This is a genomic window from Chryseobacterium viscerum (assembly GCF_002899945.2).
Taxonomy (GTDB): Bacteria; Bacteroidota; Bacteroidia; order Flavobacteriales; family Weeksellaceae; genus Chryseobacterium; species Chryseobacterium viscerum.
In genome coordinates, this window is sequence record NZ_PPEG02000006.1 from 234,041 (window position 1) to 247,499 (window position 13,459).

At 36.0% G+C, this 13,459-nt stretch carries 15 protein-coding genes; 1 reads left to right on the forward strand and 14 read right to left on the reverse strand.

The window, feature by feature from the left end; translation table 11 throughout:
* Window positions 1-8: 8 nt before the first annotated feature.
* From C1634_RS15535 to C1634_RS15555, 5 genes are all read right to left on the reverse strand, one after another.
* Window positions 9-1,181, reverse strand: a complete 1,173-nt coding sequence (locus tag C1634_RS15535; protein WP_103233620.1) for an MBL fold metallo-hydrolase — start codon at window positions 1,179-1,181, stop codon at window positions 9-11.
* A gap of 27 nt (window positions 1,182-1,208) precedes the next feature.
* A complete protein-coding gene (locus C1634_RS15540) occupies window positions 1,209-1,862 on the reverse strand; it encodes an NAD(P)-dependent oxidoreductase (protein WP_103233619.1) in 654 nt (217 codons plus the stop codon).
* Window positions 1,863-1,921: 59 nt separating this feature from the next.
* Entirely contained in the window at window positions 1,922-2,332 is a 411-nt protein-coding gene (locus C1634_RS15545; protein ID WP_109738725.1) for an Rrf2 family transcriptional regulator, read from the reverse strand.
* A gap of 65 nt (window positions 2,333-2,397) precedes the next feature.
* A complete protein-coding gene (locus C1634_RS15550; RefSeq protein ID WP_103233617.1) occupies window positions 2,398-3,348 on the reverse strand; it encodes a hypothetical protein in 951 nt (316 codons plus the stop codon).
* A 135-nt stretch (window positions 3,349-3,483) separates the two neighbouring features.
* A complete protein-coding gene (locus C1634_RS15555) occupies window positions 3,484-3,918 on the reverse strand; it encodes an FKBP-type peptidyl-prolyl cis-trans isomerase (protein ID WP_103233616.1) in 435 nt (144 codons plus the stop codon).
* Window positions 3,919-4,144: 226 nt separating this feature from the next.
* Between C1634_RS15555 and C1634_RS15560 the strand changes: the two genes are divergently transcribed.
* The gene (locus C1634_RS15560; RefSeq protein ID WP_103233615.1) at window positions 4,145-5,152 is read left to right on the forward strand and encodes a catalase family protein; all 1,008 of its coding nucleotides are present in this window, start codon (window positions 4,145-4,147) and stop codon (window positions 5,150-5,152) included.
* A gap of 124 nt (window positions 5,153-5,276) precedes the next feature.
* Here C1634_RS15560 and C1634_RS15565 read toward each other — a convergent pair whose 3' ends face one another.
* The 9 genes from C1634_RS15565 to C1634_RS15605 all read right to left on the reverse strand — a co-directional run bounded on the left by C1634_RS15565 (window position 5,277) and on the right by C1634_RS15605 (window position 13,457).
* The gene (locus tag C1634_RS15565; protein WP_103233614.1) at window positions 5,277-6,665 is read right to left on the reverse strand and encodes an RCC1 domain-containing protein; all 1,389 of its coding nucleotides are present in this window, start codon (window positions 6,663-6,665) and stop codon (window positions 5,277-5,279) included.
* A gap of 167 nt (window positions 6,666-6,832) precedes the next feature.
* Window positions 6,833-7,246: a nuclear transport factor 2 family protein gene (locus C1634_RS15570; RefSeq protein ID WP_109738726.1), complete on the reverse strand. Its 414-nt coding sequence runs from the start codon at window positions 7,244-7,246 to the stop codon at window positions 6,833-6,835.
* A gap of 3 nt (window positions 7,247-7,249) precedes the next feature.
* The gene (locus tag C1634_RS15575) at window positions 7,250-7,777 is read right to left on the reverse strand and encodes a TetR/AcrR family transcriptional regulator (protein WP_103233645.1); all 528 of its coding nucleotides are present in this window, start codon (window positions 7,775-7,777) and stop codon (window positions 7,250-7,252) included.
* Window positions 7,778-8,131: 354 nt separating this feature from the next.
* Window positions 8,132-9,169 carry a TerC/Alx family metal homeostasis membrane protein gene (locus C1634_RS15580; RefSeq protein WP_103233655.1) on the reverse strand — a complete coding sequence of 346 codons (1,038 nt, stop codon included), beginning with the start codon at window positions 9,167-9,169 and terminating at the stop codon, window positions 8,132-8,134.
* A gap of 85 nt (window positions 9,170-9,254) precedes the next feature.
* Entirely contained in the window at window positions 9,255-9,863 is a 609-nt protein-coding gene (locus tag C1634_RS15585; protein WP_103233646.1) for a TerD family protein, read from the reverse strand.
* 80 nt (window positions 9,864-9,943) lie between these two features.
* Window positions 9,944-10,867: a hypothetical protein gene (locus C1634_RS15590; protein ID WP_123921474.1), complete on the reverse strand. Its 924-nt coding sequence runs from the start codon at window positions 10,865-10,867 to the stop codon at window positions 9,944-9,946.
* Window positions 10,868-10,907: 40 nt separating this feature from the next.
* Window positions 10,908-12,083, reverse strand: coding sequence for a toxic anion resistance protein (locus C1634_RS15595; RefSeq protein WP_185145139.1), 1,176 nt, complete (start codon window positions 12,081-12,083; stop codon window positions 10,908-10,910).
* Between the two features lie 2 nt (window positions 12,084-12,085).
* The gene (locus C1634_RS15600; RefSeq protein WP_103233648.1) at window positions 12,086-12,643 is read right to left on the reverse strand and encodes a TerD family protein; all 558 of its coding nucleotides are present in this window, start codon (window positions 12,641-12,643) and stop codon (window positions 12,086-12,088) included.
* Entirely contained in the window at window positions 12,633-13,457 is an 825-nt protein-coding gene (locus C1634_RS15605; protein ID WP_103233649.1) for a phosphoribosyltransferase family protein, read from the reverse strand. Before C1634_RS15605 ends, C1634_RS15600 begins: the two co-directional genes overlap by 11 nt.
* Window positions 13,458-13,459: the final 2 nt, after the last annotated feature.

Here is a 13,459-nt window from a genome sequence, read left to right on the forward strand (position 1 = left end):
TTTTGCTATTATTTTAAAACCTTGAGAGTTCCTTTTAGATGGGTAAATGTGCCGTCGCGACCTGCAATATTTGAGTAAATAATATTTTTATTATAATCCTGTATATGGGTTACATTCGAACCAAGGTGAGGCTCATGCCAATATACCATAAAAACATTCTTTGCTACTTCTACAGCGGTATATTCTACAGTATCTGTGCTGTTTTTTGAATTTCCGGCTGTCCCTTTAAAGGTCATTGTTTTGTTATCTTTAAAATCAAGAATGAATTTTACGGCTCCAAAATCTACTTCAACTTGATGCCCGATGGCAGGATATGGCGATTTTAAATCCCAATCCATTTCTTTAAGGAAAACCTTTACTCCCATTTCCAGTTCTTCTTTTCCGTGTAGATTAGGATATTTTTTGACCATAAAATCTACAATAGCAGGTAAAGTTTTATTTTCAGTCACCGCTTGTTTATAGTTTTCCAGATAGCTTTTCACAAAATCAAGTGATTGTGGTGAGGTAGACAATTCTGCAAAATGGGAAGCAATCACCTGATTGGGGTTCAATGCTTTCATGGCATCAATCTGTCCGATCCATTGATCAATCGCTTTTACACTCTGTGTATCTGCCATCCAAAGATGGGATCCTACTGAAACTGAAATCCCGCCTGCAATGGTTTTAATAGATGGGATCCAAAGAAAACTGTGCGCCGGATCTTCAGGGTTTTGTCTGATCTCAATTTTGTTTCCTTCAAGATCAGGAATAGAAGAAGCGGCTTCAGGAATGATGATCTCTGATGGGGCATCCGCTTTTAATTGTGGTTTCCACACTCCCATTTTCTCATCTTTCGAAGCTGAAATCAGATAAGCTGTCTGAGCCGTTGAGATAATCTTTACATTTGGGAAAGCTTTTTTGATCACATCTAACCCGAAATAGAAATCAGGATCGCTGTGAGAAATAAAAACTGTTTTCAGGTTTTTTCCTGTCGCTTTTATTTCTTTCACAAGCTGTTCTGCATATTGTTTCTGAAACTGGGCATCAACGAGTATGGCATCTTTATCTCCATAAATAATGGTGGAAGTGATCGGAAAAATAGCTTTGGTTCCCGGATTATACACTTTCACTTTGAGGTTTCCTGCAAATATGCTGATAAAGCTCAGCAGCGTCAATATCGACAATAATTTCTTTTGTATCATTTCTGTTTTTTTTTATGATTAGTATGATTAATAAGCTGCTGTAAAACGTTCACGGATGTGGTTGTTCTGTTCCAATTCATCTACCAAAACTACCGCTACATCTTCTACAGACAGACGGCTTCTCCCGTTTTCATCAAACACCGGAGTTTCTAATGAAGTTCTGTATTTCCCTGTTCTTTCCCCTATATTGGCCTGGTTCATTTCTATAGCAGGGCTGAAGAATGTCCAATCCAAAGTATTATTTTCTTTGATTTTGTTTAAATAATCTCTCGCTGCTGTTGCCCCTGGTTTGTAGGCTTCCGGGAAATCTGGAGTATCTACGATCTGTACATTATCCGGAGTATAAAGACTTCCTGCTCCTCCTACTACGATCAATCTTTTTACGCCTGCCGCTTCTACTGCTTTTTGAATATTCTCAGAACCATTCAAAAAATCGTTGTAAAGATTAGGATTCGTCCATCCTGCATTGAAGGTACTGATTACTGCATCGCTTCCTTTTAATGCTTCAGCCAATTCATTTACATTGTTTACATCAATGCTCTTTGCCGTTACATTTTCCTTTGTGTCTACTTTTGATGCATCTCTTACCAATGCTTCTACCGCATATCCCCTGTCTGCTAATTCTGATACTACGTGTGTTCCTACAAATCCGGTTGCTCCGATTACTGCTACTTTTTTCATAATGTTTTATTTTTAATTAAATTGTAATAAATTTTGTTACAGTTAGGGTTAAAAAAATTTTATTCGAACTGGTCAGCGAATTCCTGCAATGACTTGTCTCCTAAAAAGTTTACCACCAAACGATCTGTTTCTTCAAATAATGTATTTAAATGAACGTTAATTTCCTTTCCAACACTACACGCCGGATTGGGATTCTGATTTTTCTTTCCGAGTACTTCAGTATTTTTTACCGCTTTATAGATCTCAGAAATTGTAATCATATCAGCATTCTTTGCAATCTGGCTGCCTCCTTCTTTTCCCTGTCTGCTGATAATCAGACCTGCTTCTTTCAATACGCTGATCTCCTTTCGGACAATCACCGGATTTACATTGATACTACCGGCTACCCATTCGGAAGTAAGCCACTCCTGAGGGCTCTTTGCCAATAATGTCATTATATGTACTGCCGTAGCAAATCTTGTATTGTTCATTGTAATTACTTGGCAAAGATACACATTTTTTAAATGTAACAAAATTTATTACAGTTATTTTTTTCTTAGAGAATTAATTTATCCAGATCAAGCAACAAATAATTGATATTCTGATTGATAGTACGTGTTGCTGACTGCATCTGATTGAGCATAGCAGCGCGGTTATGAAGATCATCTGCCCTGTAAAAGCCTCCGTCACTGAAAATAACAGACTTATCTGCGACTTCTTTTACATCATCAAACTGATAATGAAGCCATCTCGATTTCATATTTCCAATAATGGAATGTTCTTCCCTGTTGGAAAACTTTTTCTCAGTATACATATACCAGATAAAAGGTGGAAAGTTCGGAGATTCTAATTTTTCTTTCCAGATATCCCTTAAAAGATTTCTCTGATGGATAAACTCAACTTTTTTCCCTTTGGGATTAAGAGTTGCCAAACCAAACCCAGCTCCCAAAATACCTCCTCCGATACCTATTGCATTATCCCAACCGTCACTTTTAACGATCCCTCCTGCTATGGAAGAAGCTGCTCCGGCAATGATTGAATATAAAATCAGTTTATTATTTCTTGATGAATTCAGATTATCCACATAGTTTCCAATCTGCGCAACTCTTTCTCCCTCACAATCGAACTCTGCTGCTACGGCATCCAGCTCTGTTAAAGCAATGGTGATTCTGCTGTTGATTTTCGTCTTCAGCTGCAATATTTTCACCTGTGACGTCAGCGAAGAATCTTTTTTAAGTTCAGTGATCTTGTGAACATCCTCCAGATTGTTCAACGCATTTAAAATTAAAATGCTCTGATCGCTAAACATCTCTTTAAGATCTTTATTCGCTATTAAAATAGAATCCGAATTATAAGATGGAAGTTTATTGTTGTAATTATACTTAAAAGGAGCCTTACAGTAGCTGTCTTTTAGGGTAAGAATATTCTGCTGGATAGCCTGATTCTTTTTGGAAACACAGGATACCAGTAAGCCCACCACAGCGAAAAGGTAAAAGAGTTTTTTCATTCAGTCATATTTTTGTGTTAGCAGGATCTATTGCAGAACAGATCTCCCTATTTTACAATTGATCTATACGAAGATAGTACAAATAAAAAAATTTACCTGAAATCAGGTAAATTTTTAATCTATTTTTAAGAAGGATTATTTAATATCCAGCAATTCAACTTCGAAAACAAGCGTACTGTTTGGTCCGATCTCTTTGCTAATTTCCTGATCTCCATACGCTAAATGCGGAGGAATAATCAGTCTCCATTTGCTTCCAACAGGCATCAGCTGAAGAGCTTCTGTCCAACCTGAAATCACTCTGTTTAAAGGGAAAGATGCAGGAGTTCCTCTTTTTACAGAGCTGTCGAATACTTTACCGGAAATAGTCGTTCCGTGATAGTGGCATTTTACAGTAGACTTAGGTCCTGGTTTCTGCCCATCCCCTTCTGTAATGATTTCATATTGTAAGCCGCTAGGTAACTGCACAACGCTTTCTCTCTTACCATACTCTACCATATATTCTTTACCATCATTCAGGTTTTTCTCTGCCAGTTCTTTTTTACGTTTAAATAACATATCTGCTACTCCCATATTATAATTTTTTTACAAAGATAAGATTTGTTGCCGGAAGTAAGAAGCGAGAATTATTAAACATTAAAAATCAACAACTTAAAAAGATTATTAATCAAAATAAGGCACCCATATTTGTATACTTTTCGTGATTCAAAGTCTCTTTATCAACAAAATTCAAATAATTGTAATACTTGCTTAACACAGATTCCGAAACTTGGCGTTATAATTGAATTTTAAAAACTAAATGCCAAATCCATTAAAATATAATAAGAAGTTTGATGAACTAAATGAGGAGGAAAAAAAACTTCTGGAGATCAATAAAAAAACAATAGCGGATTTTGTTGAGCAATCCTCTTCTATAAGTGACGTCAATTATGCTACCCGGAATGCTCATGCAAAAACGTATGCGGTAGCGAAGGGTGCCTTCTGGATTGAACCGGATATCCCTGAATCATTACAGCCTTTTTTTGATAATGAAAAATTCGACCTGACCATAAGATTTTCTAATGCTCAGCTGAAAATTAAAAATTCTAAAAAAGATATTCCGGCCTACGGATTTGCAGTGCAGATCAGGGATGAAAACAGTGTATTACTTGCCAATTACCCTTTGGTGAATTTTCCTTTATTTCCGGTAAATTCGATTTCTACTTTCCTAAAACTGTTTACAGCAATCAACCGGCTTTATATGAAACAATGGAGAAGTTTGTTTCCGATGTTTATTCAGCTGGTCAAAATGATTCCAGCTCTTTGTACAGTTGATTTTATCCGTCATAGTATACAACTGATGGGCAAAAGGAATGATTTTATCCTGTCGTTCGATTACTATTCTGTAGGCGCTTATCGTCTGGGAGATCAGGTGATAAAAATAAAACTATGTCCAAAGTCTGTAGATAAAAATACAGGCAGAAAGCAAAATATAAAGGATTCGTTAAAAGATTATCTTCAGACCCATGACTTTGAAGCAGATGTGATGATACAGATTTGTTATGACCTGAAAGATCAGCCGATCAATAAACTGAATGTAGAATGGAAAAATTCTCCTTTTATTAAGATTGGCGAGGTTAGAATTAATAAAGATTCGCTCCTGGATTCACGCAACTGTACCAATGAACTTCTTTCATTCAATCCTTTTGAAAGTAAAATCTTTTTCCAGCCTGTAGGAAAAATACAAAAACTGCGTGATGAAGCTTACAAAGTATCTGTGCAGACGAGGAGAAAGATTAATAAGCTGCTGCATGGGAAAAACGGCTAGCATAAAGATAAATTATAGTTATAAATTTTTGAATACAGGGCAACAAAAAGTTGTTGGATATAGCCCGATCAAATAAAAAAGGAACAGTGCTTAGACCGTTCCTTTTCTAATATTTATTAAATTATTACTTTTCAGTTTTAATTAATTTTCTTGTGATTATAGTGCCTTTGGCATCTTCTACTTTAACCCAATATATACCTTCTGATAAGGATTGTACATTAATGCTATTACTATCAGCATAGGAACCGACTAATCTTCCTTCTTCACTATAGATTTTTACTGTTTTAATTCCTGATAGATTTTGGATTTTAAATAACTTTCCTGTAGGATTTGGATACAATATTATTTCTTCATTTCTTTTACTATTTTCTCCTACTTGCAATGTCATAGTTGTAGGACATGAAATGGCTGTAGGTATGATTTTTTCAATATTGGTACCATTTCCAAGCTGGCCTGCGCTATTATCTCCCCAGGACCAAAGTGAACCATCCGTTTTTAGGGCTAGTGTATGATTATAACCCCCAACTACACTTTTCCAATTACTATCTGTACCTATTTGTATAGGGGTCATTTTAGTAAGATATGTACCATCACCTAATTGTGCTGTCATGTTATCTCCCCAGGCCCAAAGTGTTCCGTTATTTTTTATGCCTAGAGAATGATTCACTCCGGCGATGACACTTTTCCAATCAGACGCAGTTCCTATTGGGGTAGGTACAATTTTGTCTGTACTCGTACCATCACCTAATTTTCCACTGTTATTGTATCCCCAGGCCCAAATTGTACCGTCTGCTTTTAATGCAAGAGTATGATTAGCTCCAACTGATATGCTTTTCCAGTTCGTATCTGTTCCTATCTGAACGGGAGCTTTTTTCCCAATTATAGTACCATCTCCCAATTGTCCTGTAGCATTAAAACCCCAAGCCCAAAGTGTTCCATCTGTTTTAAGTGCAATACTGTGAAATGCTCCAACTGCAACAGATTTCCAATTGATATCTGTTCCTATTTGAATATAATTATTTTGGTCCGTCAACGTTCCATCACCTAACTGCCCAAAAGTATTATTTCCCTTAGCCCAAAGCGTTCCATCTGTTCGTATAGTTAAAATATGCACCCCTGGAGCCACACTCTTTAAATTTGCAGCACTCCCGATCTCTATAGGACTGGTTATATTTTCATTGGTTGTACTCACGAGTATTCCCATAAAATTACTTCCCCATCCCCAGAGCGAATCATCAGATTTTATAGCCAGAACATAATCTTCTGCAGGAGTTGATATGATACTTTTCCAGTTAGCATTTCCAATCTGAACCGGGCTTGTTTTATAAACATTGGTTCCATCACCCAATTGTCCATACCAATTACTTCCCCAAGTCCAGAGAGTTCCGTCATTTTTTAAGCCGACAGAATTCCATCTTCCTGTAGAGATTTCTTTCCAACATTGGGAAAAAGCCAGAAAAGGCATAAGTAAAAAAAGTAAGAATACTTTTTCGATTGATCGATTTTTTCTCATTTGTATTTAAGTTTTATATCCAAATCCTCCTTCTAGCGAAAGAAAAATTCAGATGATTATTAGTTTATATATAGAATTATTAACCTAATTTTTTGGTAAATATAAAACAAGAAAATGAATTTTCATCATAAAAAAAGACTGTTACAATGACAGTCTTTTTTTACTTTTTATTTAAATTTTCGGTCTTCTTCTTTTATAGCCAGATCATTGATGCTTGCATATCTTTTCGCCATCAGTCCGTTTTCATCAAACTCCCAGTTCTCATTTCCATACGCTCTGAACCAATTGCCATCTTTTGTCTGATATTCGTACTCAAAACGAACAGCAATTCGGTTATCGGTATGTGCCCAATATTCTTTTTTAAGCTTATAATTGAATTCTTTCGCCCATTTTTTCTGGAGAAATACTACAATATTTTCCCTTCCATTCACGAAAGTATCCCTGTTTCTCCATTCGCTGTCGATCGTGTAAGCTTTAGAAACCTTTTCGGGATCCTGACTGTTCCAGGCATCTTCTGCCAATTGAATTTTTTCAATTGCCGTTTCAAGGGTGAAAGGTGGAATTGGGTGTTTTTGTTCCATAGCTTATTGTATTAAATTGGTGGCTATTGTCTTTGATTTTTCAATCAGTTCATTGGATTTGAAAAGCTGGCTTTCTATAATACTGCTCTCAAAAAGCATATAAATATGATCAGAAAGAGTATCATCATTCAGTATTTCTAAAAAATAGTTTCTGAGATCTGTTTTATGGGATTGGATAACCTTTAGGATTTTAATATTATCCATCGGTATTTCCGACAAGATGTTTAGAAAACTGCATCCCCTGAAGTTTTCTTTTTCATTCATATACACAAGGAAATCGAAAGCTTTCGTAGTTTTAGACCTTATCTCTTTTCCCTGCGATACAAAATTGTTAAGCTCCTTAAACCAATACTCATGTCTTACTTTCAGAAATTCTACACACAAGTCTTCCTTAGATTTAAAATGCTGATAGAAACTTGCTCTGGCCACTTCTGCTTCAGAAATAATCTGGTTGATTCCGGTAGAATTATAGCCTTGTCTGGCGAACAATTGAAAGGTGGTTTCTATTATTCTTTCTCGTGGAGATTTCATATTGCTTTTCTTTTACTGAGCAAATGTATGAAAAAAAATAATGAACAGACTAGTCTGTCTGTTTTGATTTTAAAATAATAATTTTGGAAAACGCAAAGGCGCAAAAATTCTTATAAAAATAATGTGGTAAGGCGCAAGGATTTTATCTCCGATAAAATTTAATACTGTCTTGATAAAGTCGATAATAAAAAGGCAACCATGCTAAAAATTTTTGATTTTCTTGCGTCTTAAAGCAGCATAATGTTGATAACTTTTGCGTCTTTGCGATTTCCAATAAAAAAAATATTAGGTCATAAAAAAGCCTCCAGAATAACATTCCAGAGGCTTTTTATATATTTTAAATATTTTGTTTTCTTACAATTCTTCTTTTTTCTCTTCTTCTTTTTCAGGGAAGATGATGGATAAAAGAACAGAGATAACCAATACTCCTCCTACGATTCCCAACGAAACCGGAGATGTAATATGAATCCAAGGGGCAATAAGCATTTTTACCCCGATGAAGGATAAAATAATGGCCAATCCATAAGGAAGTTTGCTGAACATATGGATAAAGTTCGCCAACAGGAAGTATAATGATCTCAATCCTAAAATAGCGAAGATATTCGATGTATAAAGGATGAATGGGTCATTTGAAATCGCAAAGATCGCCGGAATAGAGTCTACTGCAAAAAGAACGTCTGTAAACTCAATAACCCCAACCACTACTAAAAGCGGTGTTGCCATTTTGATCCCGTTTTGAACAGTAAAGAATTTATCACCATCATAATTATCGGAAACTTTCCAGAAACTCTTGATCAATCTTGCTCCTGCTGTATTGCTGTAATCTTCGTCATCATCATCACCTCCATCGCCCCAGGATTTGATCCCAGCATACACAAGGAACAGACCGAAAAGAGCCATTACTATATTGATCTGTACTGCTTTTCCGAAAATATTCATTTCAGGAAGATACGTCAGGTTAATCAATCCTACTCCTGCAAAAATAAATATTGCTCTGAAGATCAATGCTCCAATAATACCCCAGAAAAGAACTTTATGGTGAAGGAATTTCGGTACTTTAAAGAATCCGAAAACCAGAATAAATACAAATAAGTTATCTACCGAAAGGGCCTTTTCAATCCAATAAGCAGCCTGGTACTGTGTAAATTTCTCCACAGCCACCGCATGACTTTCAGGCGATCCGTCTGTATTGAATACCCAATACACCACTCCTGAAAATATCATGGAAAGTGAGATCCATACGATAGACCAGATGGTAGCTTCTTTGGAAGAGACTTCATGACTTTTTTTATTAAATACCCCTAAGTCCAGGAGCAGCATGATAACAACTGTTATCGCGAATCCCCACACCAGACCTGGGTGCAGTTCTAAAATACTTTGATGTTTATCCACTTGAGTTATGTTATTATATGATAAAAGCAATAGATGTACAGAGTACAAATATTGCTATTTTATTTATCTTTTGATTGTCAATTGATTATAGGTAATTCATCTGTACTGTCTGAATCGTCTGCTCCAGCTTTCTATCTGCTGTAGGATCTCCGACGGCATTGAATTTCCATTCCCCATTTCTCTTATAGAAAACTCCCATTACCATAGCAACATGTCCGTTGAAAGAAGCATCATTTGCAACATCATATTTTGCAAAGACCTCTCTTACATTAGTAGGTGATCCTTCATAAATACGGATAGAAGCAAAAGGAATCGTCCCGAAATCCTGACCTTTGTAGCTGTTCAGTACCATTGCCACATGTTCTACATTGGGCTCCAGCTGGCTGAAATCAACAGTGATTACTTCATTATCCAATCCGTCATCTCCGTCTACATCTCCGGTAAGGTCATCTCCACTGTGTTTTACAGATCCATTTTTGGATTTAAGATTTCCAAAATAGATTACTTCCGTAACATTTTTGTTTGAATCATATAAAATACAGCTTCCATCTAAGTCTACTGCTTCTTTTTTGGTTCCGAAAAATCCTTTCTTTTCGATTGCTCCCCAGTTGATTCCTACACAAGCTTGGGAAAGCTCAGCTCCATTTTCTTTTTTAAGGTTGATTCTCTGACCTTTTTGTAAGTTGATAGCCATCTTTTTATGTTTAGTTGTTATTTACTTTTTGCAAAGGCTAAGCTGCCAATTTGTGATTATACTTTTTGCAATTTTACCTTCTAGTTATTATTCAAATTCAAATTAAGCATTGCGCGCAGAATATTCGTTTCTTCATCGAAATCAAATATTTTGCTCATAATATCTATATTTTCCAGGTTTCTAATATAGTCTTTCAAAACGGCTTCCACTTCGGCTGGTAACGTACGTTTTCTTTCGTTCATACTATGCTCCAGCACATCATTTTTAGTTCTCAGCTGATCGATAATGGAACTCTGGTTAGACTGATTTTCAGAAATATCCAGCTTATCCAATTCTTTGTCGAAAAGATACAATTTCTTTTCGTCTACACTGAAAATAAAATAATCGTCAGACTGAAAGACTCTGAAGAGTTCATAATCGCGGTTCCCAATAAGGTAACCGCAAACAAAACGGACTTTAAATCCTTGTATATTCAATCTCCCTAACAGTTTTCTTTCAATGGCGTAGTCTTTATACTGATAGGCAGGAAAAGAACCGGACTGCAAAAGAGATTCATCGGCTTCCGTTCTGTAAAATTCCTGAGCATATTTTTTATGAAAATACAGAACATTCTCCCAATTGGCAGTAAAAATATCTTCTGTAAGATCTTTGTACAAAGTTTTCAGATGTTGGGAAAATACACCGCTGTACATTTTCCTGTCGGTCTGAAAGCTGTCTACCCGTCTTTCTTCAAAACCTGAAATATATTTATTGTTGATGTTAATTTCATTAATGACAGCCAGCATATCATTTTCCTTTTGCCTTTTTATCTTCGTCAAAAGTTCTATGAGACTGTCGGTATACTGCAGGTGGAAAAGTTCCAGTTTATTATAATCTAAAGCCGTATTTTCCTGGAACAGATTGTGGATAATATCGGTTTTGATGTAAATCGATATTATGTCAATATGTTCAAAAAAATTCGCGAGAAGCTTAAGTTTTGTTAATCTTCTTTTGCTTTGCGACAATATGGTTGCTGCATCATCCCCCACCTTGGTATCCTATAAATTAACCTCTGACATTCGCTTTAAGCTCATGCTCCAATGTCTGAAGATCCTGATCCAGTTTTCGTCTGTTATCGGCTCCCTGTTTCTGGATTTGTTTCACTTCATTCAATGTATTGATAAGCATTGACGTTGTTTCTCTCAATGTTTCTACTGACACGATAGTTTGCTCGTTCGCTCTGGCAACATTCACTGAATTCTGGCCAAGACGCTCTGCATTCTTTCTTAGAATCTCTTCTGTAGTAGAAGACACTTTCTGCTGAATTTCAATATTCTGCTGCTGTCTGTACATCGCGACAGCAAGGGAAAGCTGGTTTTTCCATACAGGAAGCGTAGTGGTAAGAATCGTCTGTGCTTTTTCAGCAATAGAAACGTTGTTATTCTGTACCAGTCTGATCTGTGGAAGCGACTGCATCATAATCACACGCACCACTTTAAGATCAGCCATTCTTCTGTCTAGCCTTGCGATGAAATCTCTCTTATCTGCAATCTGGTAATCCTGAAAATTCTGAGGACTGGCTTCCATTTGAGTAAGCTCAACGGCTGCTCTTTCCATTCTGATATTTCCTGCAATCACAAGACTTTCAATCTGCTTGATAGAATTCACATTACTTTCAAAAATAGTCTGAAGAACAGCATTATCTTTTGTAGAAGTAATGATTCCTGCATTTACTTTATAAGAGATCTGCTCAATATTATTGATGATCTTGTCATATTTTGTAAATAAGTTTTCCACCTGAGTGATCACCTTTTTCATGAAAGGTAATTTGCTCAGGAAGCTTTTCACTTTATTTCCGTTAAGCTCTTCTACATCTACATAGTTAAGCTCTACTAAAAGGTCATTGATAAGCCCGCCTACTTCTCCTGAGTTTGATCTTCTTACATTTCCTAAGAAGCTGTCACTCTGGTTTGTTAACGTTTTCTGAAGCTCTGCCCCGAAATTCACAATCGAACCTGGGTTGGCTTCATCAATAGAGTTCGCAAGAACTTCATATTTCTGGCGTTCTTCTGACTGCATCTGAGTCAGATTTACATTTCCTTCTCTGTCCACAAGAACTGCCGGCGCTGCATTTTGTACAGGCTGAGCTGGAGTTGGGGGAACCATTGGAGTAGGTTCAAATGTTTTAAGAGGTTCTATTGATCCTAGTGGATCTATGGGTTGATTTTCCTGATTGTCCATGATTAATTTTGATAAATTGATACAAATTTGTCAAGGCCGTCTCTCTGTCCTGCACCTACAGCCTCAAATTTCCATTCTCCGTTTCTGTTGTAGATTCTTCCGAATTCTACTGCCGTTTCGATTGAGAAATCTTCATCTAGTTCATATTTTAAGATCTCTTCATTGGTATCTGTGTTGAAAATTCTGATGAAAGAATTTCTTACCTGTCCAAAGTTTTGTTTTCTCGCATCTGCATCGTGAATCGTTACCACTACTGTAATTTCTTTGATGGCATCGTCAATTTTCGTAAGATCAATTTTGATCTGCTCATCATCACCTGTTCCTTCTCCTGTAAGATTATCACCCGTGTGAATCACAGATTTGTCCGGAGACTCAAGGTTGTTATAGAAAATAAAGTGGTTATCTGAAACTAATTTTTTGTCGTCACCCAGCAAAAATAAAGATGCATCAAGGTCGAAAGCAGTTCCTGTAGATGTATTATTGATATCCCATCCTAAACCTACAGTAAATTTAGGTGCGTTAATATTTTCTCTTTGTCCTTTTTGTAAGTTAATAGCCATAATATAATTCCGTTTGTGTTAAAGTATTGATGTTATTTTCGTATTCTTTTATTAAATGATAATTGTTGCTGATGGCCAGCTCCAAAAGTAGGTCCATCTGTTCTTTTTTTACTTTAGACGTAAGATAATCAAAATTACTTGAATCCAGGCCTAAAATATATTTCACAATCCTTGTATTGAACTGAAAACTGTCTTTATTCATCACTTCTGCAACGTGTTTTACATTTTGTACTGCATAATAATTAAAAAAGTTTTCGATCTTAGGATCAAGGTCAAAATTCATCAGTTCTGCGTAATACAGGAACATAAAGTCTGCTTCCACGCTATATTCATCCAGAATCCTGTTGACTGTATATTCATGACTTCCCGTGATTTTTATATCGTCTATAAAAATACAAAGTTTTCCTCTTAAAAAATCTTTATCTATATAATAAGTATCATTGGCAATCAGATTTTTACGATCTTCAAAATTAAGATTGCCATAATCTGTTATATACGTGTGATTTCTATTGATTTTGGATAAAACACTTGATTTTTTTCCTTTTTGAAACATATAGAAATCCAAATACTTCTTAAAGTAAAAGCATAAAAAATTGGAAGCCGTAGGAATAGCCATATACGGGCTTGGAAGCACTACAATCTCTTTATCAGTCTGTAAAAGTGCTTCGTTTTCGGAAATAAATCCGTCGAATAATTCTTTTGCAAATTTTTCAGCATACGACTTATCGCCATACTTGAAATAGCTGTATTCTGCAGGTGAGAAGCTAAATTCATCTGCCGAATGAATGTGGTGTAAGCTGTATCTTGTATTCATGT